At 72.4% G+C, this 26149-nt stretch carries 19 protein-coding genes; 11 read left to right on the plus strand and 8 right to left on the minus strand.

Annotated features, from left to right (window positions below; all coding sequences use genetic code 11):
* Positions 1 to 23 precede the first annotated feature (23 nt).
* The gene (locus ACFW47_RS03695) at positions 24 to 2300 is read left to right on the plus strand and encodes a heavy metal translocating P-type ATPase (RefSeq protein WP_386304629.1); all 2277 of its coding nucleotides are present in this window, start codon (positions 24 to 26) and stop codon (positions 2298 to 2300) included.
* A 586-nt stretch (positions 2301 to 2886) separates the two neighbouring features.
* On the opposite strand, the gene ACFW47_RS03700 is transcribed toward ACFW47_RS03695, so the two are convergent.
* Complete coding sequence (locus ACFW47_RS03700; protein ID WP_272585894.1) at positions 2887 to 4176, minus strand: citrate synthase; 1290 nt, start codon at positions 4174 to 4176, stop codon at positions 2887 to 2889.
* Between the two features lie 243 nt (positions 4177 to 4419).
* Positions 4420 to 6675 (minus strand): ATP-dependent RecD-like DNA helicase, encoded by a 2256-nt coding sequence (locus tag ACFW47_RS03705; protein WP_386304631.1) that lies wholly within the window; start codon positions 6673 to 6675, stop codon positions 4420 to 4422.
* Between the two features lie 192 nt (positions 6676 to 6867).
* Between ACFW47_RS03705 and ACFW47_RS03710 the strand changes: the two genes are divergently transcribed.
* Positions 6868 to 8823, plus strand: coding sequence for a hypothetical protein (locus ACFW47_RS03710; RefSeq protein ID WP_386304633.1), 1956 nt, complete (start codon positions 6868 to 6870; stop codon positions 8821 to 8823).
* Here the strand turns inward: ACFW47_RS03710 and ACFW47_RS03715 are convergent.
* The gene (locus ACFW47_RS03715; RefSeq protein ID WP_386285838.1) at positions 8745 to 9362 is read right to left on the minus strand and encodes a TOPRIM nucleotidyl transferase/hydrolase domain-containing protein; all 618 of its coding nucleotides are present in this window, start codon (positions 9360 to 9362) and stop codon (positions 8745 to 8747) included. The two genes, ACFW47_RS03710 and ACFW47_RS03715, sit on opposite strands and share 79 nt — an antisense overlap.
* A gap of 126 nt (positions 9363 to 9488) precedes the next feature.
* On the opposite strand from ACFW47_RS03715, the gene ACFW47_RS03720 reads away from it, so the two are divergent.
* Positions 9489 to 10283, plus strand: a complete 795-nt coding sequence (locus ACFW47_RS03720; protein WP_386304635.1) for an ArsR/SmtB family transcription factor — start codon at positions 9489 to 9491, stop codon at positions 10281 to 10283.
* 9 nt (positions 10284 to 10292) lie between these two features.
* Here the strand turns inward: ACFW47_RS03720 and ACFW47_RS03725 are convergent, their stop codons facing one another.
* Positions 10293 to 11198: an RNA polymerase sigma-70 factor gene (locus tag ACFW47_RS03725; protein WP_386286115.1), complete on the minus strand. Its 906-nt coding sequence runs from the start codon at positions 11196 to 11198 to the stop codon at positions 10293 to 10295.
* 188 nt (positions 11199 to 11386) lie between these two features.
* On the opposite strand from ACFW47_RS03725, the gene ACFW47_RS03730 reads away from it, so the two are divergent.
* The 6 genes from ACFW47_RS03730 to rbsD all read left to right on the plus strand — a co-directional run bounded on the left by ACFW47_RS03730 (position 11387) and on the right by rbsD (position 18677).
* A complete protein-coding gene (locus ACFW47_RS03730) occupies positions 11387 to 11872 on the plus strand; it encodes a carboxymuconolactone decarboxylase family protein (protein WP_386285842.1) in 486 nt (161 codons plus the stop codon).
* A gap of 926 nt (positions 11873 to 12798) precedes the next feature.
* Positions 12799 to 13845: a LacI family DNA-binding transcriptional regulator gene (locus tag ACFW47_RS03735; protein WP_386304637.1), complete on the plus strand. Its 1047-nt coding sequence runs from the start codon at positions 12799 to 12801 to the stop codon at positions 13843 to 13845.
* On the plus strand, positions 13842 to 15383 hold the full coding sequence (locus ACFW47_RS03740) for a sugar ABC transporter ATP-binding protein (protein WP_386285846.1): 1542 nt from the start codon (positions 13842 to 13844) through the stop codon (positions 15381 to 15383). Before ACFW47_RS03735 ends, ACFW47_RS03740 begins: the two co-directional genes overlap by 4 nt.
* Positions 15373 to 17331, plus strand: a complete 1959-nt coding sequence (locus ACFW47_RS03745; protein WP_386285848.1) for a substrate-binding domain-containing protein — start codon at positions 15373 to 15375, stop codon at positions 17329 to 17331. Before ACFW47_RS03740 ends, ACFW47_RS03745 begins: the two co-directional genes overlap by 11 nt.
* A 48-nt stretch (positions 17332 to 17379) precedes the next feature.
* Positions 17380 to 18282: a ribokinase gene (locus ACFW47_RS03750; RefSeq protein WP_386304640.1), complete on the plus strand. Its 903-nt coding sequence runs from the start codon at positions 17380 to 17382 to the stop codon at positions 18280 to 18282.
* Complete coding sequence (gene rbsD / locus ACFW47_RS03755; RefSeq protein WP_386304641.1) at positions 18279 to 18677, plus strand: D-ribose pyranase; 399 nt, start codon at positions 18279 to 18281, stop codon at positions 18675 to 18677. Before ACFW47_RS03750 ends, rbsD begins: the two co-directional genes overlap by 4 nt.
* 196 nt (positions 18678 to 18873) lie before the next feature.
* Here the strand turns inward: rbsD and ACFW47_RS03760 are convergent, their stop codons facing one another.
* Genes ACFW47_RS03760 through ACFW47_RS03770 form a run of 3 tightly spaced genes read right to left on the minus strand, consistent with a single transcriptional unit; the run spans position 18874 to position 22042 of the window.
* The gene (locus ACFW47_RS03760; protein ID WP_386304643.1) at positions 18874 to 19734 is read right to left on the minus strand and encodes a sugar phosphate isomerase/epimerase family protein; all 861 of its coding nucleotides are present in this window, start codon (positions 19732 to 19734) and stop codon (positions 18874 to 18876) included.
* On the minus strand, positions 19731 to 20894 hold the full coding sequence (locus ACFW47_RS03765; protein WP_386285857.1) for a dihydrodipicolinate synthase family protein: 1164 nt from the start codon (positions 20892 to 20894) through the stop codon (positions 19731 to 19733). Before ACFW47_RS03765 ends, ACFW47_RS03760 begins: the two co-directional genes overlap by 4 nt.
* Positions 20891 to 22042, minus strand: a complete 1152-nt coding sequence (locus tag ACFW47_RS03770; protein WP_386285859.1) for a Gfo/Idh/MocA family protein — start codon at positions 22040 to 22042, stop codon at positions 20891 to 20893. The genes ACFW47_RS03765 and ACFW47_RS03770 overlap by 4 nt, the downstream gene beginning before the upstream one ends.
* 224 nt (positions 22043 to 22266) lie before the next feature.
* On the opposite strand from ACFW47_RS03770, the gene ACFW47_RS03775 reads away from it, so the two are divergent.
* Both ACFW47_RS03775 and ACFW47_RS03780 read left to right on the plus strand, forming a co-directional pair.
* Complete coding sequence (locus ACFW47_RS03775; protein WP_386285861.1) at positions 22267 to 23313, plus strand: LacI family DNA-binding transcriptional regulator; 1047 nt, start codon at positions 22267 to 22269, stop codon at positions 23311 to 23313.
* A gap of 178 nt (positions 23314 to 23491) precedes the next feature.
* The gene (locus tag ACFW47_RS03780; protein WP_386304645.1) at positions 23492 to 24292 is read left to right on the plus strand and encodes a sugar phosphate isomerase/epimerase family protein; all 801 of its coding nucleotides are present in this window, start codon (positions 23492 to 23494) and stop codon (positions 24290 to 24292) included.
* A 12-nt stretch (positions 24293 to 24304) separates the two neighbouring features.
* Here ACFW47_RS03780 and abc-f read toward each other — a convergent pair whose 3' ends face one another.
* Positions 24305 to 25939, minus strand: a complete 1635-nt coding sequence (gene abc-f / locus ACFW47_RS03785; RefSeq protein WP_386304648.1) for a ribosomal protection-like ABC-F family protein — start codon at positions 25937 to 25939, stop codon at positions 24305 to 24307.
* Positions 25940 to 26149 lie beyond the last annotated feature (210 nt).

Consider the following 26149-nt stretch of genomic DNA (forward strand, 5'->3'; position numbering starts at 1 on the left):
GGGGGTGGACGGGAGTTCGGACCATGACCAGCACCACCGCGGAAACGCCCACGGACGCCACGGCCACCGAGCCGGACCTCGCCGAGGTCGAGCTGATCGTCGGCGGGATGACCTGCGCCTCCTGCGCGGCCCGCGTCGAGAAGAAGCTCAACCGCATGGACGGCGTCACCGCGACGGTGAACTACGCGACGGAGAAGGCCCGGATCACCCACCCGGCGGCCACCAGCGTCGCCGACCTGATCGCCACCGTCGTCAAGACCGGCTACACCGCGGAGGAACCGGCGCCGCCGCCGGAGCCGGCCGCCGACTCGGAGGCCACCGCCGCCGAGGCCGCCGGCGCGGACGACGACCCCGAGCTGTCCGCCCTGCGCCACCGCCTGCGCGTCTCGGCCCTCCTCGCCGCCCCCGTCGTACTGCTGGCCATGGTCCCGGTGCTGCAGTTCGACAACTGGCAGTGGCTCTCGCTCACCCTGGCCGCGCCCGTGGTGGTGTGGGGCGGCCTCCCGTTCCACCGCGCCGCCTGGACCAGCCTCCGGCACGGCGCCGCCACCATGGACACCCTGGTGTCGCTGGGCACCCTCGCGGCGTTCGGCTGGTCGCTGTGGGCGCTGTTCTTCGGGGACGCGGGCATGCCGGGCATGCGGCACGGCTTCGACCTCACCGTCTCCCGCACCGACGGCGCCTCGGCGATCTACCTGGAGGCCGCCGCCGGAGTCACCGCCTTCCTCCTCCTCGGCCGCTGGCTGGAGGCCCGCTCCAAACGCCGCGCCGGGGCCGCGCTGCGGGCGCTGACGGAGCTGGGGGCCAAGGACGTCTCCGTCGTGCGGGACGGGCGCGAGGTGCGGGTGCCGGTGGGCCGGCTGGTGGTCGGCGACCGGTTCGTCGTCCGGCCCGGCGAGAAGATCGCGACCGACGGCAGGGTGGTCGAGGGTGCCGGTGCCGTGGACGCCTCGATGCTGACCGGCGAGTCGGTCCCGGTGGACGTCGGACCCGGCGACACCGTCACCGGCGCCACGGTCAACGCCGGGGGCCGGCTGGTGGTGGAGGCCACCCGGGTCGGCGCCGGCACGCGGCTGGCGCGGATGGCGAAGCTGGTCGAGGACGCGCAGAGCGGCAAGGCCGAGGTGCAGCGGCTCGCCGACCGGATCTCGGGGGTCTTCGTCCCCGTGGTGCTGCTGATCGCGTTGGCGACCTTCGGCGGCTGGCTGGGCGCCACCGGCGACACGGCCGCCGCGTTCACCGCCGCCGTCGCCGTACTGATCATCGCCTGCCCGTGCGCGCTGGGCCTGGCGACACCGACCGCACTGATGGTGGGCACGGGCCGCGGCGCCCAGCTCGGCATCCTGATCAAGGGCCCGGAGGTGCTGGAGTCCACCCGGCGCGTCGACACGGTCGTCCTGGACAAGACCGGCACCGTCACCACGGGCCGGATGACCCTGCACGAGGTGCACGCCGCCGAGGGCACCGACGAGGCGGAGCTGCTGCGGCTCGCGGGCGCCGTCGAGCACGCCTCCGAGCATCCCGTGGCACGCGCGGTCGCCGCCGGCGCGGAGGAGCGGACCGGCACGCTGCCCGGCGTCGAGAACTTCGAGAGCCTCCCCGGACAGGGCGTACGCGGGCGCGTCGAGGGCCGTGAGGTGGCCGTGGGGCGCCTCTACGAGACGCTCCCGCCCGGGATTGCCCGCGCTCGCGACGAGGCCGCCAGGGACGGCCGTACGGCCGTCGTGGTCGGCTGGGACGGCGTCGCGCGCGGGGTGGTCGCGGTCGCGGACACCGTCAGGGAGACCAGCGCACAGGCGGTCTCCGAGCTGCGCCGGCTGGGCCTGACCCCCGTCCTGCTGACCGGCGACGACCGGCGGGTGGCCGAGTCGGTCGCGCGCGCCGTCGGCATCGACGAGGTGATCTCCGAGGTGCTGCCCGAGGAGAAGGTGGCCGTGGTAGAGCGGCTGCGGCGCGAGGGCCGTACGGTCGCCATGGTCGGCGACGGCGTCAACGACGCGGCCGCGCTCGCCACCGCCGACCTGGGCCTGGCGATGGGCACGGGGACGGACGCGGCCATCGAGGCGGGCGACCTGACGCTGGTGCGCGGGGACCTCAGGGTCGCCGCGGACGCGATCCGGCTGTCGCGGCGCACCCTGTCCACGATCAAGGGCAACCTCGTGTGGGCCTTCGGCTACAACGTGGCCGCGCTGCCGCTGGCCGCCGCCGGGCTGCTGAACCCGATGATCGCGGGAGCGGCGATGGCCTTCTCCTCGGTCTTCGTGGTGACCAACAGCCTGCGCCTGCGCGCGTTTCGCTGAGGTCTCGATGACCGGAGCCCTCTGGAGTCCGGCACGCACCTCACATAAGCTCTTCACAAGGCTCGCGCATCTTCCTTACGCTTGGGTCCCGGTCGACGTATCGGGGCTCTTGCGCACCTAAGGGACATATGCAAGAGACGCAGATCACAGTGATGCGAACGTAACCATTGAAGGGGTTCGAAGGTCTAAGTTGGCGATGTCAGGCAGCGTCTTGGGGGGCGCCACCTGGCATCTGGGGATGTCTTGGGGGACTTTCCCAGAGCTGCGTTGCCGGGACACGTACACCGGGAAGCTTTGAGCGGCCCTCCCGGGTGCGCTGTCCCGGCAGACCGCACGACACGTACGGCGGGCTCGGCCCGTTGTGCTCATACACAGCGATTCAGGCGCTGTCCTCACAGACGCCCGGCCGGATCCCGTGGGGGGAATCCGCACCGGGACATGGGAAGGCGCCCTGGTTCGTCGGCCCGTGGGGGGACCGGCGCCAGGGCGCCTTCTGCTGTCCCGGTGCGGAACGCGCAGAGGGGTCCCGTACCCGACGGCCTCACGTCGTCGGGTACGGGACCCACCGGCCCGGGGAAGGAGACGCTCAGCGCTCCTCGACCGGCACGAAGTCGCGCTCGACGACGCCGGTGTAGATCTGGCGCGGGCGGCCGATGCGGGAGCCCGGCTCCTTGATCATCTCGTGCCACTGGGCGATCCAGCCCGGCAGCCGGCCGAGGGCGAACAGGACCGTGAACATCTCGGTCGGGAAGCCCATGGCCCGGTAGATCAGGCCGGTGTAGAAGTCGACGTTCGGGTAGAGGCTGCGCGAGACGAAGTAGTCGTCGGAGAGCGCGTGCTCCTCCAGCTTCAGGGCGATGTCCAGCAGCTCGTCGGACTTGCCGAGGGCGGAGAGCACGTCGTGCGCGGCGGCCTTGATGATCTTGGCGCGCGGGTCGAAGTTCTTGTAGACCCGGTGGCCGAAGCCCATCAGGCGGACGCCGTCCTCCTTGTTCTTCACCTTGCGGATGAAGGTGTCGACGTCGCCGCCGGAGTCGCGGATGCCCTCCAGCATCTCCAGCACCGACTGGTTGGCGCCGCCGTGCAGCGGACCCCACAGCGCGTTGATGCCGGCCGAGATCGACGCGAACATGTTCGCCTGGGAGGAGCCGACCAGGCGGACCGTGGAGGTCGAGCAGTTCTGCTCGTGGTCCGCGTGCAGGATCAGCAGCTTGTCCAGAGCGGAGACGACGACCGGGTCGAGCTCGTACTCCTGGGCGGGGACCGAGAAGGTCATGCGCAGGAAGTTCTCGACGTAGCCGAGGTCGTTGCGCGGGTAGACGAACGGGTGACCGATCGACTTCTTGTACGCGTAGGCCGCGATCGTCGGGAGCTTGGCGAGCAGCCGGATCGTCGAGAGGTTGCGCTGACGCTCGTCGAACGGGTTGTGGCTGTCCTGGTAGAACGTCGACAGCGCGGAGACCACCGACGACAGCATGGCCATCGGGTGGGCGTCGCGCGGGAAGCCCTTGTAGAAGTTCTTGACGTCCTCGTGCAGCAGGGTGTGCTGCGTGATCTCGCCCTTGAAGGCGGCCAGCTGGTCGACGGTCGGCAGCTCGCCGTTGATCAGCAGGTAGGCGACCTCCACGAAGGAAGAACGCTCGGCCAGCTGCTCGATCGGGTAGCCGCGGTACCGGAGGATGCCGGCTTCGCCGTCCAGGTAGGTAATGGCGGATTTGTAGGCGGCGGTGTTGCCGTAACCGCTGTCCAGCGTCACCAGACCGGTCTGGGCGCGGAGCTTCCCGATGTCGAAGCCCTTGTCGCCGACGGTGCTGTCGATCACCGGGTAGGTGTACTCGCCGTCGCCGTACCGCAGTACTACAGAGTTGTCGCTCACGTCTTCCCTCACCGACGTAGTGCCTCATCTTCGAGGTGCCCTGACTGTCTCTACCATCCCCCACTTGGCTCAGGAGAGTGCACTCGGGGTCGACCATCGGGCCTATTGGCGGCACTCAGTGCCGCCAACCAGCTCATCCTGCCCCCTCTCCTCCCCATCCGGAAGTGCTCTGTGACCTTCCCGACTCATTTGATCGATCATTTTTTCACAGGGGCGGGGAGGTTTGCCGGAAGGTCTGCGGGGTCAGGGGCCCGCCAGCCGGAAGTCGAGCGCCGTGCAGCGCCGGCCGGCCGACACCGTGCGCACCGCCTGCCCGATCGCCTTGCGGGAACCGACGAGGACGACCAGCCGCTTGGCCCGGGTGACCGCGGTGTAGAGCAGGTTCCGCTGGAGCATCATCCAGGCGCCGGTGGTCACGGGGATCACGACCGCCGGGTACTCACTCCCCTGGGACCGGTGGATGGTCACCGCGTAGGCATGGGCCAGTTCGTCCAGTTCGTCGAATTCGTACGGAACCTCCTCGTCCTCGTCCGTCAGCACGGTGAGGCGCTGGTCCACCGGGTCGAGCGAGGTGACCACGCCGACGGTGCCGTTGAAGACACCGTTCTCACCCTTCTCGTAATTGTTGCGAATCTGGGTGACCTTGTCGCCGACCCGGAAAACACGGCCGCCGAACCTCTTCTCGGGGAGATCCGGGCGGCCGGGGGTGACGGCCTGCTGGAGCAGCCCGTTCAGCGTCCCGGCGCCGGCGGGTCCCCGGTGCATCGGCGCCAGCACCTGCACGTCGCGTCGCGGGTCGAGCCCGAACTTCGCCGGGATGCGCCGCGCGGCGACGTCGACGGTGAGCCGCCCCGCCTCCTCGGTGTCGTCCTCGACGAAGAGGAAGAAGTCCTTCATCCCGTCGGTGAGCGGGTGCTGCCCGGCGTTGATCCGGTGCGCGTTGGTCACCACCCCCGACTGCTGGGCCTGCCGGAAGACCCGGGTGAGCCGGACGGCGGGGACGGGACTGCCGGGGGCGAGCAGATCCCGCAGCACCTCCCCCGCACCCACGCTGGGCAGCTGGTCGACGTCCCCGACGAAGAGCAGGTGGGCGCCCGGAGGCACGGCCTTGACCAGCTTGTTGGCGAGGAGCAGGTCCAGCATCGACGCCTCGTCCACCACCACCAGGTCGGCGTCGAGGGGCCGGTCCCGGTCGTAGGCGGCGTCACCGCCCGGCTTCAGCTCCAGCAGGCGGTGGACGGTGGAGGCCTCGGCGCCGGTCAGCTCGGCGAGGCGCTTGGCGGCCCGCCCGGTGGGCGCGGCGAGTACCACCTTCGCCTTCTTCGCGCGGGCCAGCTCCACGACCGACCGGACGGTGAAGGACTTGCCGCAGCCGGGCCCGCCGGTGAGGACGGCGACCTTCTCGGTGAGGGCGAGACGGACGGCCGCCTCCTGCTCGGGCGCGAGATCGGCGCCCGTGCGCCGCCTGAGCCACCCGAGCGCCTTGTCCCAGGCCACGCCCTGGAAGGCGGGCATCCGGTCCTCGTCCGTGCGCAGGAGGCGGCGCAGCTGTCCGGCCAGGGCCAGCTCGGCGCGGTGGAAGGGGACGAGGTAGACGGCGGTGACGGGGTCGCCGCCCTCCGGGCCGGGGATCTTCTCGCGCACGACGCCGGGATCGTCTTCCGGGCTCTGAGGTTCGGCGGCCAGCTCACCGAGGCACTCGATGACGAGCCCGGTGTCCACCTGGAGCAGCTTCACCGCGTCGGCGATCAGCTTCTCCTCGGGGAGGTAGCAGTGCCCCTGGTCGGTCGCCTGCGAGAGGGCGTACTGCAAGCCCGCCTTCACCCGTTCCGGGCTGTCGTGCGGGATGCCGACGGACTGGGCGATCTTGTCGGCGGTGAGGAAGCCGATGCCCCAGACGTCGGCGGCCAGGCGGTAGGGCTGGTTCTTCACGACGGAGATCGACGCGTCGCCGTACTTCTTGTAGATGCGCACGGCGATCGAGGTGGACACCTCGACGGTCTGGAGGAAGAGCATGACCTCCTTGATCGCCTTCTGCTCCTCCCAGGCGTCGGCGATCTTCTTCGTCCGCTTGGGACCGAGGCCGGGCACCTCGATGAGCCGCTTGGGCTCCTCCTCGATGACGGTGAGGGTGTCGATGCCGAAGTGCTGCGTGATGCGGTCGGCGAAGACCGGCCCGATGCCCTTGACGAGGCCGGAGCCGAGGTAGCGCCGGATGCCCTGGACGGTGGCGGGCAGGACGGTCGTGTAGTTCTCGACGTGGAACTGCTTGCCGTACTGCGGGTGCGAGCCCCAGCGGCCCTCCATCCGCAGCGACTCCCCGACCTGCGCGCCGAGCAGCGCGCCGACGACGGTCAGCAGGTCGCCGGCTCCTCTGCCGGTGTCGACGCGGGCGACGGTGTAGCCGTTCTCCTCGTTGGCGTACGTGACGCGCTCCAGGACGCCTTCGAGGGTGGCGAGCCGCCGCTCGCCGGGGGCCGCGGGGGACTGGGTGGGCATGGTCCGACGGTACCGGTGGGGTGTGACAGGGGTGGCCGGGACCGGCTTCTCAGTACGCTCGCGGCGTGGAGTACGCGAGGACGCGCGCCATCGCCGGGAGTCTCGGGGCGCGGGCCGGCGGCAGCCTGACCCGGCGCTGTCAGTGGGGATCATCAGGGTCGGCGCACTTGATCACTCGAAGGAGCATCGCCGATGAAGTCCCCGGCCGAACTGGACACCGTCCCGTGGCAGAACCTGGACCACGCCTACGGGCCGGCCGAGGACGTGCCCGAGCTGATCAGGTCGCTCTACCGGGACGACGAAGAGGCCGCCGACGCGGCGATCCACGAGCTGTACGGCAACATCCACCACCAGGGCACGGTGTACCCGGCGTCGGCACCCTCCGTGCCCTTCCTCGCCCACGCCGCCCGGCACATCCCCGGCAGACGCACCAAGTTGCTGATGCTGCTCGCCACTCTCGCCGACCACGACCGCTCGGACTCCGAGTCCGCGCACTGGCCGGACAGTTCGGTCGCCGAGGTCTGCGCGGAGCTGTGCCGGGTGCTTCCGGAGCTGCTGCCCTGCCTGTCGGACGGTGAGCGCCCGGTGCGCCGGGCGGCGCTCCGGGTGGTCGGGGCCGTCGCGGAACTGTTCCCCACCGGGTTGCGGGCCCAGGTCGAGCATCAGGTGGCCCGGCTGCACGTTGACGATCCGGTCCCGGCCGTGCGCGCGGACGCGCTGGTCGTGCTGGACCGCATGGGGCGGGAAGCGCTGCCGCTCGACAGCCCGTTCCCCGAGGTCAGGATGGCGGCGGCCACCCTTTTGGCCGAGCGCTGCGGGCCGCCGTACCCGGCGGAGCTGATAGAGGTCCTCGGCGACGACGGGGCCGAGCCCGACCCCGGGGACGACGATTTCCCCTGGGCGGGCACCAGCGACCCGGACTCCCACCTGACCGGGCTGCTGGCCGAGGACCCGGACGCCGCCCTCGCCGTGGCCGCCCGCTGGATCGAAGCCGGGGACCTGGGCTCGCGCGGCTCGTGGCTGGCCCGGGAGATCACGGAGGTCTGGCGCGACCGGGAGCCCGAGGTGCTGGAGCTCCTGGTCACGGCTCTGTCCCACCAGCGGGACACCGCCGCACGCGCCCGGGTCCTGGGCTTCATCAGCCGCTGGGCCGACCGTCTGCCGAACCCCGGCGACCGTCTGCGGGACACGTTGTACGACTGCGCCCGCACCGAGCCGGAGACCGCACGCCCGGCGCTCCTTGCCCTGGTCCGCTGCCGCGACCCACGCGCCCTCGCCCCGGTACTGCGCCGCCCCGACGCGGAGGCGGTTCGCGCGGCGGCGCTGTCGTTCCCGGATGCGGCGGGGGAGCTCGTGTCCGTCATCCGCCGGGAGCTGGCGGCGGGCGCCACCGGGAACGCGGCTGCCGCTCTGATCACGGCGCTGGAGCCGCTCGGCACCCTCGCCCGGCAGGCCCGGCCCGAGCTGGTGGAATGCCTGCGGACCCGCCGCGCTGCCGTCCCCGCCGCTCGGCAGCTCGGCCTGGGCGGCATCCTGACGGACGAAGTAGGCACCGCTCTGCGGGAGGCCGACGAGAGCAGCGATGCCTCGCTCCGCGCCTCGGCGGCCGTCGCCCTGTTCCGGCTGTCCGGTGACGCCGCCCCGGCACTCCGAACGTTCCGCGAACTGCTCTCGGCGGCGCAGGGCCCGGTGCACTGGCACCTGGACCGCCTCCAACCCCTCGGCAGCGCCGCCGCACCCCTGCTCCCCCTCATCGAACCGATGCGGGCGGCCCGATACGAGTGGACGCGAGTGACGTCCGCCGAGGCGCACTACTGGATCACCGGCTCCGCGGAGAGTGCCGTCGCCGTCCTCACCGAACTGGTCGGCCCCAGCCCTGTCGGGCTCCGCGCCCTCAAGGCCCTGGCCTCGATCGGCCGGACACCCGAGGAACTGCGCCCCGCACTCCGCGCCTTCGCCTTCTCGCCGCTCCGTCTGCTCGGCGCCACGCCCTTCTCCGAGTGCCACGAGGACGAGGAACTGCGCGCACTGGCCTGGCGTCTGCTCGGAGCCGGCACCGACCACGGTGGTCACAGCCTGGCGAACAGCCCTGCCAGCGGGGCGGGCGTGCGGGCCGGGTCCAGAGCCTCGACCAGGACGCGGCCGTAGTGGATCTTGCGGCCCTTCTTGGTGCCGAAGAAGCGGCGGAGCTGCTGCCGGGCGGTGCGGTTCTGCTGGGCGGGCTGACGGAGGAAGGTCTGCAGGGGGCGGAGGTCGCCCTCCGCCTCGATGAGCTCCGCCACCCGCTCCTCGCCGAGCGCGCGGATGAGCTCGTCCTCCAGGTCGGCCGTGCAGACGAAGAGGTCGTCGGGGGAGGCTTGCGCGCGGTCCAGGGCGCGGACGTAGTAGCCGCGTTCTCGCTCGTCGCACAGGCCGGTGAGGCGCAGGTCCAGGCCGGTCGGGCCGAGGAGGCCGGCGAAGCGGCCGACGCTCATCGCGCCACCCATCGGCAGGACGCAGACGCCCTCCGCCGCCAGGTCCCGGCCGTGGTGCGCGGCCAGTGCGTCGACGGCCGCCGTGTCGCTCGGCCCTTCGAGCAGCACCGCCGTGCGGACGGACAGGCGCCCGGCGAGGACGCGTGCGGGGTCTTCGGGTCCGCCCGCCGCCCACGCCGTGACCGCGTCCCGGAACGATGCCATGTCCGCCATGGGTCGAGTCTCCGCCCTCGGAGTCCGGCGCGGTAGCGAATAACGCGGTTCCGTCCGTTTGACGTGCAGCCTGTCGGCTGCCTAACGTAATAGGCAGCCAATGGGCTGCATGTCAGAGGGGCGGAGATGGACGAGGTCTTCAAGGCACTGGCCGACGGCAGCCGGCGGCGGCTGCTGGACAGCCTGAACGCGCGCAACGGGCAGAGCCTGCGCGAGCTGTGCGCCGGGCTGGACATGGCCCGGCAGTCGGTCAGCAAGCACCTGGCGGTGCTGGAGGCGGCCCACCTGGTCACCACCGTCCGGCGGGGCCGGGAGAAGCTGCACTACCTCAACGCCGAGCCGGTCAACGCCATCGCCGAACGCTGGATCAGCCGCTACGACCGGGAGCGGGTGCGCGCACTCGCCGACCTCAAGCACGTGCTGGAGAACACCGCCATGGACAGCAACGCGTTCGTCTACACGACTTACATCAGGACCACGCCCGAACAGCTGTGGCAGGGCCTGACCGATCCGGCCTTCACCCGGCGCTACTGGGGTGTCGAGTTCGGCACCGACTGGGCGGCCGGGTCGTCCGTGGTGTGGAGGGAGCGGGAGACGGAGACCGCCGACCCGCAGCAGGTCGTCCTCGAGTCCGAGCCCTTCCGGCGCCTGTCGTACACCTGGCACACCTTCGCCCCCGAGTGGGCGAAGGCCAACGCGATCGACGACGAGACCCTCGCCAAGGTCGCCGCCGAGCGGCGGTCGAAGGTCACGTTCGAGATCGAGGACCTCGGCGAGGGATTGGTGAGGCTCACCGTCGTCCACGACGGTTTCGAGCCCGGCAGCACCGTCCGCGAGATGATCCAGCACGGCTGGCCGGCCCTCCTGTCCGGCCTCAAGACGCTGCTGGAGACCGGCGAGACGCTGCCGGAGCCCCAGTGAGCCGGTCGGTCACCGGCGCAGGGCCGTCTCCCGGTGCATGTGCGACAGCTTCTCCGGGTTGCGGACGGCGTAGAGGCCGCTGATGCGGCCCTCGTCGAAGCGGACCGCCACCACGGTGTCGAGCTCGCCGTCGAGGTGGACGACCAGCGCCGGGTAGCCGTTGACCTGGGCCGGTTCCATCGACGGCGTGACGTTGTGCTTGGCCAGTCCGCCGAGCACCAGGCGGGCCACCTTGTCGGCCCCCGTGACGGGGCGCAGGACGGCCTGCTTGATGCCGCCGCCGTCGCCGAGCAGGACGACGTCCGGGGAGAGGATGTCGAGCAGGCCCTGGAGGTCGCCCGTCTCCACGGCCCGCCGGAAGGCCGCGAGGGCCTTCCGGGACTCGGTCGCCGAGACCACCCCGCGCGGGCGGCGTGCCGCGACGTGGGCGCGGGCCCGGTGGGCGATCTGCCGGACGGCGGCCGGGCTCTTCTCCACGGCCTCGGCGATCTCGTCGTAGCCGAGGTCGAACACCTCGCGCAGCACGAACACCGCCCGCTCGGTCGGCGTCAGCGTCTCCAGCACCAGCATCATCGCCATCGACACGCTGTCGGCCAGTTCGACGTCCTCCGCCACGTCGGGCGTGGTCAGCAGCGGCTCGGGCAGCCAGGAGCCGACGTAGGACTCCTTGCGGCGGCCGAGGGCGCGGAGTCTGTTCAGGGCCTGGCGGGTGGTGATGCGGACGAGGTACGCGCGCCGGTCGCGTACGGCGCCGAGGTCGACGTCCGCCCAGCGCAGCCAGGTCTCCTGGAGGACGTCCTCGGCGTCCGCCGCCGAGCCGAGCATCTCGTACGCGACCGTGAAGAGCAGGTTGCGGTGGGCGACGAAGGCCTCGGTGGCGCCGTCCTGGTCGCGTCCGCCGTTCTCGCTGGTCACCGGCTTCTCCCGTTCGTTCGGCTCGGTCCTGTCGGTGTCGTCCCGCGCACAGGACACCGGCCGCCGCCGTCCTGTGACACCCGCCGCCGGTGGGCCACGTCACACCGGCGGCCCGTCACAGGGACCGGGCCGGCGGCGTCTCGTGTTCGTCACCGAGACACCGAGACACCGAGAACGAGGACGGGATCATGGACTTCCGATTCAACCTGCTCGAGAACGAGTTCGGCGGCAGGTTCGCCAAGCGGTTCGCGGGCGCCGGGATGCTGGTCCACCAGTCGGCGCTGCCGAAGTCGACGCAGGAGCTGGTGTCCCTGCGGGCCAGCCAGATCAACGGCTGCGGCCACTGCGTCGACATGCACGTCAAGGAGGCGGCCGCCGCCGGGGAGAGCGCGGTGCGGTTGCACCTGGTCGCCGTATGGCGCGAGTCCACCGTGTTCACCGAGGCCGAGCGGGCCGCGCTGGCACTCGCCGAGGAGGGCACCCGGCTCGCCGACGCCCACCAGGGCGTGTCCGACGAGACCTGGGCTCAGGTGCGCAAGCACTACGACGACGACCAGATCGCCGCGCTGATCTGCCAGGTCGCCCTGATCAACGCGGCCAACCGGCTCGCCGTGATCACGCACCAGAAGGGCGGTTCCTACGAGGCGGGGATGTTCGAGGCGGCAATGAGCTGACGCGCGGGCGTCGGCGCGGGGCCGGGTTGGTGGGTGGCCGTTGGGGCCGCCCGCTTCCTTGCCAGTGTCGTGCCTCCGCGACCCGAGTAAAGGGCGCTGCGCGTCGCCTTCGGCGATCGGCCTGCGGCCGACCCTTGACTCGGCTCGCTCCACCACGGGTCAGAAGCGAGCGAGCGGCCCGGAAACACGGGTGGCCGAGCCGGGTTCACGATCAACCGCCCCCTGCGTACCCACCCGGCGACGGCGGAACGCACCAGCGCCTCGCCAGCACGCCACCTCGGCTCAGCGGCTCACCCCCGGTGGGCGGTACCGGTCACATGCGCCGCCCCAGCACCGTAGCCGCACGCCACACCGTCCCAGCGGCCAACCCGAGCGGGCACCACAGAACCACCCCCCGGACCACCCTCCAAAAACGGATGACACTTCACCCCGAAGTGTCATCCATTTCCCAGACCACCCCCAGACCCCCACCCACCATCACCCACTACTCCCCACCACCCACCCAGCGGTCGCCGCTAAACCCACGCGGCGTGCCGGCGAGACGCGGACGCGCCCCGCACGCCCGGCGCGTACGCAGCCGACGGAAGGGACCGACATACGCCGGCCACCCGCCTTCCTCCGGCCGCCCGCACGCTTCTCACCCGTGCTGGAGCGAGCCGAGTCAAGGGTGACCCGAAGGGTCATCGCCGAAGGCGACGCGACCGCAGGAAGCGCCCTTTACTCGGCTCGCGGAAGCACGACACTGACCAAGAAGCGGGCGGCCCCACGGCCACCCAACAGCAGGCGGCCCCGAAGACGTACTCGGCATACGCCTCCGCACGCCGAGTCACGATTGAGTCTCGGGTACCTCTCACCCCCTTGTCATCACTCGTGTAATCGTTTCCAATCCTCCGTGTAATCGATTCCACGAGGAGGTGGAAACGGCGATGGCGAGCATCAAGGACGTCGCCGTCGAGGCGGGCGTGTCCGTCGCGACGGTCTCGCGCGTCCTCAACGGCCACCCGTCCGTCAGCCCCGGCGCCCGCGCCCGCGTGCTGGCCGCCGTGGAGACGCTGGGCTACCGCCCGAACGCCGTCGCCCGGTCGCTGCGCACCGATCAGACCCGCACCCTCGGCCTGGTCATCAGCGACGTCATGAACCCGTACTTCACCGAACTGGCCCGGTCCGTGGAGGAAGAGGCCCGCGCGCTCGGCTACAGCGTGATCATCGGCAACGCCGACGAGCGGCCCGATCTCCAGGACCACCACGTGACGACGCTGCTGGACCGCCGTATCGACGGGCTCCTCGTCTCCCCCACCGACGGCGGCTCCCCGCGCATGCTGGACGCCGCGCGGGCCGGGACGCCGATGGTGTTCGTCGACCGGTGGATTCCCGGCGTGGACGTGCCCGTCGTCCGGTCGGACGGGCGGGGTGCCGTGCGCGACCTCGTCGCCCACCTGCACGGGCTCGGGCACCGGCGGCTCGCGATCATCGCCGGGCCCGCCGCCACCACCACCGGACGCGAGCGCGTCGGCGCCTTCCGCGAGGCGCTCGCCGCGTACGGGCTTCCCCTCCCGGACGCGTACATCGGCCAGGGCGACTTCCAGGCGGAGAGCGGGCGCCGGGTCACCGAGGGCTTCCTCGACCTGCCCGAGCCGCCCGACGTCGTCTTCGCCGCCGACAACCTGATGGCGCTCGGCGCGCTGGACGCCGTGCGCGCGCGGGGTCTGAGTGTCCCCGAGGACATCGCGCTCGCCGCGTTCGACGACATCCGCTGGTTCGTGCACACCGACCCGCCCGTCACCGCGATCGCCCAGCCCACGGGCGACCTCGGCCGGGCCGCCGTACGCGCGCTCGTCGACCGGATCGCGGGGCGGACCGGTGAGTCCGTCACCCTGCCGGCGCGGCTCGTCGTCCGCCGCTCGTGCGGGGAGTCCCCCTCCGCCCGCGAACAACCCCCGTCCCCCTCCCCCGTACGAAGGAGTACGCCGTGAGCAGCCGCAGTCCGGACGAGTTGCTGCGCATCGAGGGCATCCGCAAGACCTTCCCCGGCGTGGTCGCGCTCGACAGCGTCGACTTCGACCTGCGCCGGGGCGAGGTGCACGTGCTGCTCGGTGAGAACGGCGCGGGCAAGAGCACCCTCATCAAGATGCTCTCCGGCGCCTACACGCCCGACGCCGGGCGGATCCTGGCCGGCGGCGAGGAGGTGCGCATCCACGGTGCGCAGGACTCCGAGCGGCTCGGGATCGCCACCATCTACCAGGAGTTCAACCTCGTTCCCGACCTGACGGTCGCCGAGAACATCTTCCTGGGGCGCCAGCCCCGCCGGTTCGGGATGATCGACCGGAAGAAGATGGACGCGGACGCGGCGGTGCTGCTGGAGCGGGTGGGGGTCAAGGTGTCCCCGCGCGCGCGGGTGCGTGAACTGGGCATCGCGCGGCTCCAGATGGTCGAGATCGCCAAGGCGCTCAGCCTGGACGCGCGCGTGCTCATCATGGACGAGCCGACCGCCGTGCTCACCTCCGAGGAGGTCGACAAGCTGTTCGCGATCGTGCGGCGGCTGCGCGAGGACGGCGTCGGGATCGTCTTCATCACCCACCACCTGGAGGAGATCGCCGCCCTCGGTGACCGCGTCACCGTCATCCGGGACGGCAGGAGCGTCGGGCAGGTGCCCGCCTCCACCCCGGAGGACGAGCTGGTACGGCTCATGGTCGGGCGGTCGATCGAGCAGCAGTACCCGCGTGAACGCGCCGACGCCGGTGAGGCGTTGCTCAAGGTGGAAGGGCTGACGCGGGACGGGGTCTTCCACGACGTCGGGTTCGAGGTGCGGGCCGGTGAGGTCGTCGGCGTCGCCGGGCTCGTCGGGGCCGGACGGACCGAGGTCGTGCGGGCCGTGTTCGGCGCCGACCCCTACGACTCCGGGACCGTGCACGTCGCGGGCGCGCCGCTGCGGCGGCACGACGTGAACGCCGCCATGGCCGCCGGGATCGGGCTCGTGCCCGAGGACCGCAAGGGGCAGGGGCTCGTGCTCGACGCCTCCGTCGAGGAGAACCTCGGGCTGGTGACGCTGAAGTCGTCCGCCCGCGCGGGGCTCGTCGACCTCAAGGGGCAGCGCGCGGCGGCCGAGCGGGTCGCCGGGCAGCTCGGCGTGCGGATGGCCGGGCTCGGGCAGCACGTGCGCACCCTGTCCGGCGGCAACCAGCAGAAGGTCGTCATCGGCAAGTGGCTGCTGGCGGACACCAAGGTGCTCATCCTCGACGAGCCGACGCGCGGCATCGACGTCGGCGCCAAGGTCGAGATCTACCAGCTGATCAACGAGCTGACGGCGGCCGGTGCGGCCGTGCTCATGATCTCCAGCGACCTGCCCGAGGTGCTCGGCATGAGCGACCGGGTCGTCGTCATGGCGCAGGGACGGGTCGCCGGGGAACTCCCCGCCGACCGTGCCACCCAGGACGCCGTCATGGCGCTCGCCGTCAGCACCCCCCACACCGACGAGACCGGAACCGGAACGGAGGCCTCCCGTGGCCACTGACACGCTCAAGAGCAAGCCGGGCGCGCGGGGCGGCGCCACGGGCGGCCTGCGCCGCCTGCTGCTCGACAACGGCGCCCTGACGGCGCTCATCGTCCTCGTCATCGCCATGTCGGCGCTGTCCGGGGACTTCCTGACCGCCGACAACCTGCTGAACGTCGGCGTCCAGGCCGCCGTCACCGCGATCCTCGCCTTCGGCGTCACCTTCGTCATCGTCTCGGCCGGCATCGACCTGTCGGTCGGATCGGTCGCCGCGCTGTCGGCCACCGTGCTGGCGTGGAGCGCCACCGAGGCCGGGATGCCGGTCGTGCTCGCGGTACTGCTGTCCGTCGCGACGGGCATCGCCTGCGGCCTGGTGAACGGTTTCCTCATCTCGTACGGGAAGCTGCCGCCGTTCATCGCGACGCTCGCCATGCTGTCGGTGGGGCGCGGTCTGTCGCTGGTCATCTCGCAGGGCTCGCCGATCGCTTTCCCGGAGTCCGTCTCCCACCTCGGTGACACGCTCGGCGGGTGGCTGCCCGTGCCGGTGCTGGTGATGGTCGTCATGGGGCTGATCACGGCGTTCGTCCTCGGGCGGACCTACATCGGGCGCTCCATGTACGCCATCGGCGGCAACGAGGAGGCCGCCCGGCTGTCCGGGCTGCGCGTGAAGCGTCAGAAGCTCGCCATCTACGCCTTCTCCGGCCTGTTCGCCGCCGCCGCGGGCATCGTGCTCGCCTCCCGGCTCTCCTCCGCGCAGCCGCAGGCCGCGCAGGGTTACGAACTCGACGCCATCGCCGCCGTCGTCATCGGCGGCGCCTCCCTCGCGGGCGGCACCGGCAAGGCGTCCGGCACCCTCATCGGCGCGCTGATCCTCGCGGTGCTGCGCAACGGCCTCAACCTGCTGTCCGTCTCCGCGTTCTGGCAGCAGGTCGTCATCGGTGTCGTCATCGCGCTGGCCGTCCTCTTCGACACGCTGCGGCGCAAGGCGGGCGCGACGACTCCGGCGGCCGGGGCGTCCGGCGGCGGGAACCGGGGCAAGCAGGCACTGACGTACGTCATCGCGGCCGTCGTCGCCGTCGCCGTGGTCGGCGCGACCTCGCTGCTGCACAGCGGGTCCTCGGACGGGAAGACGCAGAAGATCGGGCTGTCGCTGTCCACGCTCAACAACCCGTTCTTCGTGCAGATCCGCGCCGGCGCCGAGGAGCAGGCGAAGAAGCTGGGCGTGGACCTGACGGTCACGGACGCCCAGAACGACGCCTCCCAGCAGGCCAACCAGCTGCAGAACTTCGTCAGCGGAAGCCTGTCCTCGATCATCGTCAACCCGGTGGACTCCGACGCGGCCGGCCCCTCGGTGCGCTCGGCGAACAAGGACGACATCCCCGTCGTCGCCGTGGACCGCGGCGTCAACAAGGCCGAGACGGCCGCGCTGGTCGCCTCCGACAACGTCGAGGGCGGCAAGCTGGGCGCCCGGGCGCTCGCCGAGAAGCTCGGCGGCAAGGGCACCATCGTCATCCTCCAGGGCCAGGCCGGCACCTCCGCCAGCCGGGAGCGCGGGGCGGGCTTCGCGGCGGGGCTCAAGGAGTACCCGGGCATCAAGGTCGTCGCCAAGCAGCCCGCGGACTTCGACCGCACCAAGGGCCTGGACGTGATGACCAACCTGCTCCAGGCGCACCCCGACATCGACGGCGTCTTCGCGGAGAACGACGAGATGGCGCTCGGCGCGATCAAGGCGCTGGGTTCCAAGGCCGGGAAGTCCGTGCAGGTCGTCGGCTTCGACGGCACGCCGGACGGGCTGAAGGCGGTCCAGGAGGGCGCGCTGTACGCCTCCGTGGCGCAGCAGCCCAGGGAACTGGGCAGGATCGCCGTGGAGAACGCGTTGCGCGCCGCCGACGGCGAGAAGACGGAGAAGATGGTGAAGGTGCCGGTGAAGGTGGTCACCAAGGAGAACGTGGCCGGCTTCGAGGGCTGACACGTTCACCGGGACTCACTCGGGTTCATTGGGATCGGAGAGCGACTCATGTACGACTACGACCTCCTGGTCGTGGGATCGGCCAACGCCGACCTCGTGATCGGCGTCGAGCGGCGGCCGGGGGCCGGCGAGACGGTGCTCGGCACCGACCTGGCCGTCCACCCGGGCGGCAAGGGAGCGAACCAGGCGGTGGCCGCCGCCCGGCTCGGCGCCCGTACGGCGCTGCTGGCCCGGGTCGGCGACGACGACTACGGACGGCTGCTGCTGGACTCGCAGCGGGCGGCCGGCGTCGACACGGTGGGCGTCCTGGTCGGCGGTGCCCCGACCGGCGTCGCGCTGATCACCGTCGACCCGTCCGGGGACAACAGCATCGTGGTCTCGCCGGGCGCCAACGGCCGGCTGGCACCGGGCGACATCCGCGCCGCCGCCAGCCTCTTCCACGCCTCCCGCGTGGTCTCCACCCAGTTGGAGGTGCCGTTGGAGACGGTGGAGGAGGTGGTCCGGAGCCTGGCCCCGGGCAGCCGCTTCGTGCTGAACCCGTCGCCGCCGCTGCCGCTGCCGCGGGAGGTGCTGGACGCCTGCGACCCACTGATCGTCAACGAGCACGAGGCGAAGGTCATCCTCGGCGACGCCTGTGTGAGCGACCGCCCCGAGGACTGGGCCCGCATCCTGCTGGCCAAGGGGCCGCGCTCGGTGGTCGTCACCCTGGGCGCCGAGGGCGCGCTGGTGGCGTCGGGGGCGGAGGTGTCGCGGGTGCCGTCCGTGAAGGTGGACGCCGTGGACACCACGGGCGCCGGCGACGCGTTCACCGCGGCGCTGGCCTGGCGCCTCGGCACCGGCGAGTCACTCGCGGACGCGGCGGCCTACGCGGCCCGGGTGGGCGCGGCGGCGGTCACGAAGGCGGGCGCGCAGGCGTCGTACCCGACGGCTGCGGAGGCCGAGGCGCTGTGAAGAGGGCGGGGATACTGAACCGGCACCTCGCGGGAGCCCTCGCCGAACTCGGCCACGGGGACGGCGTCCTGGTGTGCGACGCGGGCATGCCGATACCGGACGGACCGTGTGGTCCCCGCGTCGTCGACCTCGCCTTCCGGGCCGGCGTGCCCTCCTTCGCGGAGGTGCTGGGCGGGCTGCTCGACGAGCTGGTGGTCGAGGCGGCGACGGCGGCGGCGGAAATCCGGGGCGCCAACGCGGAAGCGGCCGCCCTGCTCGACAGGCACTTCCCCGCTCTCCGGCTCGTCCCTCACGAGCGGCTGAAGGAGCTGTCGGCAAAGGCGCGGCTGGTGGTGCGGACCGGGGAGGCCCGGCCGTACGCGAACGTGCTGCTGCGCTGCGGGGTCTTCTTCTGACGGAGGCCTTCCGACGCGCACGGGGAAGGCCCGGAGAACTTCGAGGGGGTCCGGTCGCCGACCGGGCCCCCTCGGGTTTCCCTCCCCTTTTTCCCTCCCCGTCAGAACCCCTCGGTCCCCCCCGGGACCCCCCAACGGGGTTCTGACGACATGTACGACCCGCGGACCCGCGCAACGGTTGCACGGACCGCGGGATTTATTTGCCGGTGTCCGCGAGGTCCAGGTCCAGGTCCACGTGCGCGGCGAACCGCTGTGCCGTCTCGGCCAGCACCTCCCGCCCGTCCCGGGCCCACAGCCCGTCACTGAACAGCTCGACCTCGATGGCGCCGGTGTATCCGGCCGCCTCCACGTACCCCTGCCACTCCCGCATGTCGATCGCGCCGTCCCCGATCTGGCCGCGGCCGTTGAGGACGCCCTCGGGCAGCGGGGTGGTCCAGTCGGCGAGCTGGAAGGTGTGGATGCGGCCGCCCGCGCCGGCCCGGGCGATCTGCTCGGGCGCCCGGTCGTCCCACCAGATGTGGTACGTGTCGACGGTGACGCCGACCTGGTGGGCCGGGAAGCGTTCGGCGAGGTCCAGGGCCTGGGTGAGGGTGGAGACCACGCAGCGGTCGGAGGCGTACATGGGGTGCAGGGGCTCGATGGCGAGGCGTACGCCGTGCCGCTCCGCGTACGGGCCCAGCTCGGCCAGCGCGTCCGCGACGCGCTCCCGGGCGGCGCGCAGGTCCTTGTCGCCGGGCGGGAGACCGCCGGAGACCAGGACCAGGGTGTCGGTGCCGAGCGTGGCGGCCTCGTCGACGGCGCGGCGGTTGTCGGCCAGGGCCTTCGCGCGTGCGGCCGGGTCGACGGCGGTGAGGAAGCCGCCGCGGCACAGGGTGGTGACGGTCAGGCCCGCGTCGCGGACCAGTTTCGCCGCGGCCTCGACGCCGTACGCCTGGACGGGTTCGCGCCACAGGCCGACGTTGCCCACGCCGAGTTCGCGGCAGGCGGCGGTCAGTTCGGGCAGGGAGAGCTGCTTGACCGTCATCTGGTTGATGCTGAAACGCGCGAGATCGCTCACTGGTCCACTCCGTACAGCGACAGCAGGGTCCGCATCCGCTCCTCGGCCCTCTTCGGGTCCGGGAACAGGCCGAGGCCGTCGGCGAGTTCGTAGGCGCGCGCGAGGTGGGGCAGGGAGCGTGCCGACTGGAGGCCGCCGACCATCGTGAAGTGGCTCTGGTGGCCCGCGAGCCAGGCCAGGAACACCACGCCCGTCTTGTAGTAGCGGGTGGGGGTCTGGAAGAGGTGGCGGGAGAGTTCGACGGTGGGGTCGAGGAGGGCGCGGAAGCCCTCCGTGTTCCCCGTGTCGAGGACGCGGACCGCCTCCGCGGCCAGCGGGCCCAGCGGGTCGAAGATGCCGAGCAGGGCATGGCTGAAGCCCTGGTCGTCACCGGCGATCAGTTCGGGGTAGTTGAAGTCGTCGCCGGTGTAGCAGCGCACGCCCTGCGGGAGGCGGCGGCGCAGGTCGACCTCGCGCCGGGCGTCCAGGAGGGAGACCTTGATCCCGTCGACCTTGTCGGAGTGGGCGGCGATGACCTCCAGGAAGGTGCCGGTCGCCGCGTCGAGGTCGGACGAGCCCCAGTAGCCCTCCAGGGCCGGGTCGAACATCGGGCCCAGCCAGTGCAGGATCACCGGCTCGGCGGCCTGGCGCAGGAGGTGGCCGTAGACCTCCAGGTAGTCGTCCGGGCCCTGCGCGGTGGCGGCGAGGGCGCGGGAGGCCATCACGATGGCCTGGGCGCCGGACTCCTCGACGAGGGCGAGCTGCTCCTCGTAGGCCGCCCGGACCTCGGCGAGGGAGCTGGGGGCGGTGGTGGCGGTGAGCTGGTCCGTGCCCACGCCGCAGGCGATGCGGCCGCCGCACGCCTTCGCCTCGGCGGCGGAGCGGCGGATGAGTTCGGCGGCGCCGTCCCAGTCCAGGCCCATGCCGCGCTGGGCGGTGTCCATCGCCTCGGCGACGCCGAGGCCGTGGGACCACAGGTGGCGGCGGAAGGCGAGGGTGGTGTCCCAGTCGACGGCGGCGGGCGAGTCGGGGGTGGTGTCGGCGTACGGGTCGGCGACGACGTGCGCCGCGGAGAACACCGTACGGGAGGTGAAAGCGCTTCCCCGGGAGAGCGTCAGGGGCTCGGTGCGGGGCTCGTGGGCGCGGACGGTCCCGTCGGCGTTCGGCAGGCGGAGGGTCACAGCGCGATCTCCGGCACGTCGAGGCGGCGGCCCTCGGCCGAGGACCTCAGGCCCAGCTCGGCGAGCTGGACACCGCGGGCTCCGGCCAGCAGGTCCCAGTGGTAGGGGGCGTCGGCGTAGACGTGCTTGAGGAACAGCTCCCACTGGGCCTTGAAGCCGTTGTCGAACTCCTGGTTGTCGGGGACCTCCTGCCACTGGTCGCGGAAGGCCTCGGTGGCGGGGATGTCCGGGTTCCAGACCGGCTTGGGGGTGGCGGAGCGGTGCTGGACGCGGCAGCCCCTCAGTCCCGCCACGGCGGAGCCCTCGGTGCCGTCGACCTGGAACTCGACCAGTTCGTCGCGGTTGACGCGGACCGCCCAGGAGGAGTTGATCTGGGCGATCGTGCCGCCGTCGAGTTCGAAGACGCCGTAGGCGGCGTCGTCGGCGGTGGCGTCGTAGGGCTTGCCGTTCTCGTCCCAGCGCTGCGGGATGTGGGTGGTGGCCAGGGCGTGGACGGACTTCACGCGGCCGAACAGCTCGTGCAGGACGTACTCCCAGTGCGGGAACATGTCGACGACGATGCCGCCGCCGTCCTCGGCGCGGTAGTTCCAGGAGGGGCGCTGGGCCTCCTGCCAGTCGCCCTCGAAGACCCAGTAGCCGAACTCGCCGCGCACCGACAGGATGCGGCCGAAGAAGCCGCCGTCGATGAGGCGCTTGAGCTTGAGCAGGCCGGGGAGGAAGAGCTTGTCCTGCACGACGCCGTGCTTGATGCCGGCGGCGTTCGCCAGGCGGGCCAGTTCCAGGGCGCCGTCGAGGCCGGTGGCGGTGGGCTTCTCGGTGTAGACGTGCTTGCCCGCGGCGATCGCCTTCTTGATCGCCTCCTCGCGGGCCGAGGTGACCTGGGCGTCGAAGTAGATGTCCACGGACGGGTCGGCGAGGACCGCGTCCACGTCCGTCGAGACGTGCTCCAGGCCGTGCCGTTCGGCGAGCGCCTTCAGGGCGTGCTCGCGGCGGCCGACCAGGACCGGTTCCGGCCACAGCACGGTGCCGTCGCCGAGGTCGAGGCCGCCCTGTTCACGGAGGGCCAGGATGGAGCGGACGAGGTGCTGGCGGTAGCCCATGCGCCCGGTCACACCGTTCATGGCGATTCGCACCGTCTTGCGTGTCACGTCGTTCCCTTCGTACGGGCGGTGAGGTGGAGGTAGTGCGGTACAGCAAGCGCTTTCTATGCCATACGAAGCTAGCCTGTGGACGGTGGTCTGGACAAGACCGGAGGCCCTGGCGAGTTGTTCGAGGGGACGAACAGCGGCGGGCCGTGGCCGTAAGGTCACCTGGGACGGGACGGCGGTGCACGGCCGGTGTACGGCACAGGCGCGAGGCGGAGGACGAGGACATGACGGTGACCCTGGCGGACGTGGCGGCCCGCGCCCAGGTCTCCCCCGCGACGGTGTCGCGCGTGCTGAACGGGAACTATCCCGTCGCCGCCTCCACGCGCGAGCGGGTGCTCAAGGCGGTCGACGAACTGGACTACGTCCTCAACGGGCCCGCGAGCGCGCTGGCGGCGGCCACCTCCGACCTGGTGGGCATCCTCGTCAACGACATCGCCGACCCCTTCTTCGGCATCATGGCCGGCGCGATCCAGTCCGAGATCGGCGGGCCGGGCGGCAGGGCGGGCGGCGAGAGACTCGCCGTGGTCTGCAACACCGGCGGCACACCGGAACGCGAGCTGACCTACCTCACCCTGCTCCAGCGCCAGCGCGCGGCGGCCGTCGTGCTGACCGGCGGCGCGATGGAGGACGCGGCGCACCAGGCGGCGGTGGCGGCGAAGCTGCGCAAGCTGACGGAGGCCGGGACGCGGGTGGTGCTGTGCGGGCGGCCGCCGGCGCCGCAGACCGGGGCGATCGCGCTGACCTTCGACAACCGCGGGGGCGGCCGTGAACTGACCGAGCACCTCATCGGCCTCGGCCACCGGCGGCTCGGTTACATCGCGGGCCCGGAGGAACGGACGACCACCCGGCACCGGCTGGAGGGACACCGCGCGGCGCTCGCGGCGCACGGCGTCGAGGAGGACCCCCGCTGGACGGTCCACGGCCGCTACGACCGGCAGTCCGGCTACGAGGCGACGCTGGAACTGCTGCGCCGGGACCCGACGCTGACCGCCGTCGTCGCCGCGAACGACACCGTCGCGCTGGGCGCGTGCGCGGCGCTGCGGGACTCGGGGCTGCGGATCCCCGAGGACGTCTCGGTGGCCGGCTTCGACGACCTGCCGTTCAGCATCGACGCGGTGCCCGCGCTGACGACGGTCCGGCTGCCCCTCGCGGAGGCGGGGGCGCGGGCGGGGCGGATCGCGATGGGGCGGGAGGAGGCGCCGATCGGGGAGATCGCGGCGGTGCGGGGGGAATTGATGGTACGGGGGTCCTCCGGGGGTCCCCGGGGGTGAGACGCGCGGCCGGTTTCGCGGTGACCCGCGTGGGTGCGGGCGTCGCTGGGGGCCGCCGCCCCCAGACCCCCCTTCGGCCTGGACGGCCTCGTCCTCAAACGCCGGACGGGCCGAGAAGGCCCGCGTCGGGCAGTGAATGGAGGAGTGGGAGCGGTGCGGACGGGTACGCTCCGTCACCATGAAGCTGGCGTTCTCCACCCTCGGTGTCCCCGGCCTGCCCCTGCGCGACGTGCTGGACCTCGCGACCTCGCACGGCTACCACGGTGTCGAACTGCGCGCCCACCCGGAGGAACCGGTGCATCCGGGCCTGACGCCCGACGAACGGGCCGCCGTGGTGGCCGGGTTCGAGGCGGCGGGCATCGAGCCGCTGGGCGTGGCGGGGTACGCGCGGGTCGCCGCGCCGGGGGACGACGACGCCGTACTCGCCGAGGTGCGCGGCCTGCTGGAGCTGGCCCGTGACCTCGGTGCCCCGTACGTCCGGGTCTTCCCCGGCGGGGGCGGTGAGCAGAGCCCCGAGGAGGCCGACGCGACGGCCGCCCGGCGGCTGGGCACGGCCGCCGAGTACGCCGCCGACCTCGGCGTGCGCATCCTCCTGGAGACCCACGACTCGCACCGCACCGGCGCCGACGCGATGCGCGTCCTCGGTCTGGTCGGGCACCGGCAGGTGGGTGCGCTGTGGGACGTGATGCACACCTGGCTGGGCGGCGAGGAACCGCCGGAGAGCTACCTGGCCCTCGCCCCGCACCTCGGGTACGTCCAGGTCAAGGACATCGCCTCCGCCGACGACACCACCCCGCTGCCGCTCGGCGCCGGTGTGCTGCCGCTGGGCGAGTGCGTCGAGATGCTCTCCCGCGAGGGCTGGGACGGCTGGCTGTGCTGGGAGTACGAGAAGCGGTGGTACGAGGCGGCCGCACCGCTGCCCGGACTGCTGGACGCGGGACGCGAGCACCTGGTGCGGCTGCTCAACGAGTCGGCCTGACGGGGGCCGGGTTCACCCGGCGGGCGCCAGTTCCGTGACGGGCCCGTCGAAGGACGCCCGCAGGCGCCGGTCGTGGGAGACGACGACGAGGGTGCCCCGGTAGGAGGCCAGGGCGGCCTGGAGGTCTTCCATCAGGGCGGGCGAGAGGTGGTTCGTCGGCTCGTCGAGCAGCAGCAGACCGTGCGGTTCGGCGACCAGGCGGGCCAGTTCCAGGCGGCGCCGCTGCCCGGTGGAGAGGTCCCCGACCGGCCGGTCCAGGTCCGCGGCGCGGAACAGGCCGAGGGCGAGCAGCGTGTCGGCGCGGTCCTCCCCGAAGGCCGCCCGCACCGGCCGACGCGCCTCCTCGGCGGTCAGGGGCGAGGCCACCTGGCGCAGGAAACCGGCCCGCGCGGGGCGTCGTACCGTCGCGCCGGGCTCGGGGGTCAGTTCGCCGGCGAGGACCCGCAACAGGGTGGTCTTGCCCGCGCCGTTGGGGCCGGTGACCAGCAGCCGTCCGCCCGCCGGGACGCGCAGGGCGTCCAGGGCCAGGCGGCCGGGCACGCGCAGGCCGGCCAGCTCCACGCCGCCGTCGTCCGCCGCACCCCGGAGCACGGCGGTGAACCGCAGAGGTTCGGGCGGGGCGGGCGCCGGGTTCTCGGTGAGGCGGTGCAGGCGCTCGCGGGCGTTGCGGACGCGGCCCATCGCGCCGTGCGCCCGTGAGCGGGCCCGGAAGGCGCCCGCGCCGCTGAACGCCCAGGGGCCCTTGCGCGGGATCGCGTCGAGGCGTCCGATGTGGGAGTCGGCGAGGCGGGACTGCCGGGTCACCTCGGCCCGCCACTCCTCGTACTCCCGTGCCGTACGGGCGCGTTCGGCGGCCTTCGCCGTGAGGTAGCCCTCGTAGCCGTCGCCGTAGCGGCGTACCGAGCGGGTGTGGTCGTCGACCTCGAGGACCACGTCGGTGACCCGGTCGAGGAAGGCGCGGTCGTGGGTGACGGCGACGACGGTGCCCCGGTGTGCGCGCAGCCGTCCCTCGAGCCAGGCCACGGCCTCGTCGTCCAGGTCGTTGGTGGGCTCGTCGAGCAGCAGGAGTTCGGGCGCCGAGGCGAGGGTGGCGGCCAGGGCGAGCCGGGAGCGCCGGCCGCCGGAGAGGGTGCCGAGCCGCCGGGCGCGGTCCAGGCCGGCCGGCTCGCCGAGGTGGCGCAGGGCCACGTCGACGCGGCGGTCGGCGTCGTATCCGCCCCGTGCCTCGAACTCCGCGACGAGTGCGGCGTACCGCTCGCAGGCGGCCGGTTCGTCGCCGTCCAGGGCGGCGCCCGCCTCGCGGATACGGCGTTCGAGGAGGCGCAGGTCGCTCAGGGCGAGGTCGACGGCGTCCCCGACGGTGGCCGAGCCGGGCAGGTCCAGGGTCTGCGCCAGGTGCCCGACGCCGCCCGGGGCGACGACGGTGACCTCCCCGTTGTCGGGGCGCTCGGCGTCGGCCAGGAGGCGGAGCAGGGTGGACTTGCCGGAGCCGTTGTCCCCGACGACGGCGACCTTCTCGCCGGGCCGGACGGTGAACGACACCCGGTCCAGGACGACGTGGTGGGTGTAGCGCTTGGTGACGTCGGTGACGGTCAGCTGGGAGGCGGCGGGGCGGGCGGTGGCGGGTGCTGCGGCGCTTGGGAACAAGTGGGGCCCTTCGGTGGACTGCCAAGGAAGTAGACGATACGTCTCGTCTCGTTACATCGAAGACCTTACGCCGGACGCGGCCGGAAAGCAAGACGCCACGTCTCGGTCCGTTCGCGGAGAAGCGCGCCACCACGCGCTTGCGCGCCCCTCCCGCCCCACAACTCGCACGCGCCCCGACTTCGGCGGAGACCGGCGCCGGGCGGGAACCCC

This window comes from Streptomyces sp. NPDC058796 (assembly GCF_042745235.1).
In the GTDB taxonomy this organism is placed as follows: Bacteria; Actinomycetota; Actinomycetes; order Streptomycetales; family Streptomycetaceae; genus Streptomyces.

Excerpts from the sequence above, each read along its gene's own strand:
- ACFW47_RS03720 (WP_386304635.1), top strand. The coding sequence starts at position 9,489 with ATGGACGAGGTCTTCAAGGCACTGGCCGACGGCAGCCGGCGGCGGCTG.
- ACFW47_RS03710 (WP_386304633.1), top strand. The coding sequence starts at position 6,868 with ATGAAGTCCCCGGCCGAACTGGACACCGTCCCGTGGCAGAACCTGGAC.
- ACFW47_RS03705 (WP_386304631.1), bottom strand. The coding sequence starts at position 6,675 with ATGCCCACCCAGTCCCCCGCGGCCCCCGGCGAGCGGCGGCTCGCCACC.
- ACFW47_RS03715 (WP_386285838.1), bottom strand. The coding sequence starts at position 9,362 with ATGGCGGACATGGCATCGTTCCGGGACGCGGTCACGGCGTGGGCGGCG.
- ACFW47_RS03775 (WP_386285861.1), top strand. The coding sequence starts at position 22,267 with ATGACGGTGACCCTGGCGGACGTGGCGGCCCGCGCCCAGGTCTCCCCC.
- ACFW47_RS03780 (WP_386304645.1), top strand. The coding sequence starts at position 23,492 with ATGAAGCTGGCGTTCTCCACCCTCGGTGTCCCCGGCCTGCCCCTGCGC.
- ACFW47_RS03730 (WP_386285842.1), top strand. The coding sequence starts at position 11,387 with ATGGACTTCCGATTCAACCTGCTCGAGAACGAGTTCGGCGGCAGGTTC.
- ACFW47_RS03735 (WP_386304637.1), top strand. The coding sequence starts at position 12,799 with ATGGCGAGCATCAAGGACGTCGCCGTCGAGGCGGGCGTGTCCGTCGCG.
- ACFW47_RS03750 (WP_386304640.1), top strand. The coding sequence starts at position 17,380 with ATGTACGACTACGACCTCCTGGTCGTGGGATCGGCCAACGCCGACCTC.
- ACFW47_RS03695 (WP_386304629.1), top strand. The coding sequence starts at position 24 with ATGACCAGCACCACCGCGGAAACGCCCACGGACGCCACGGCCACCGAG.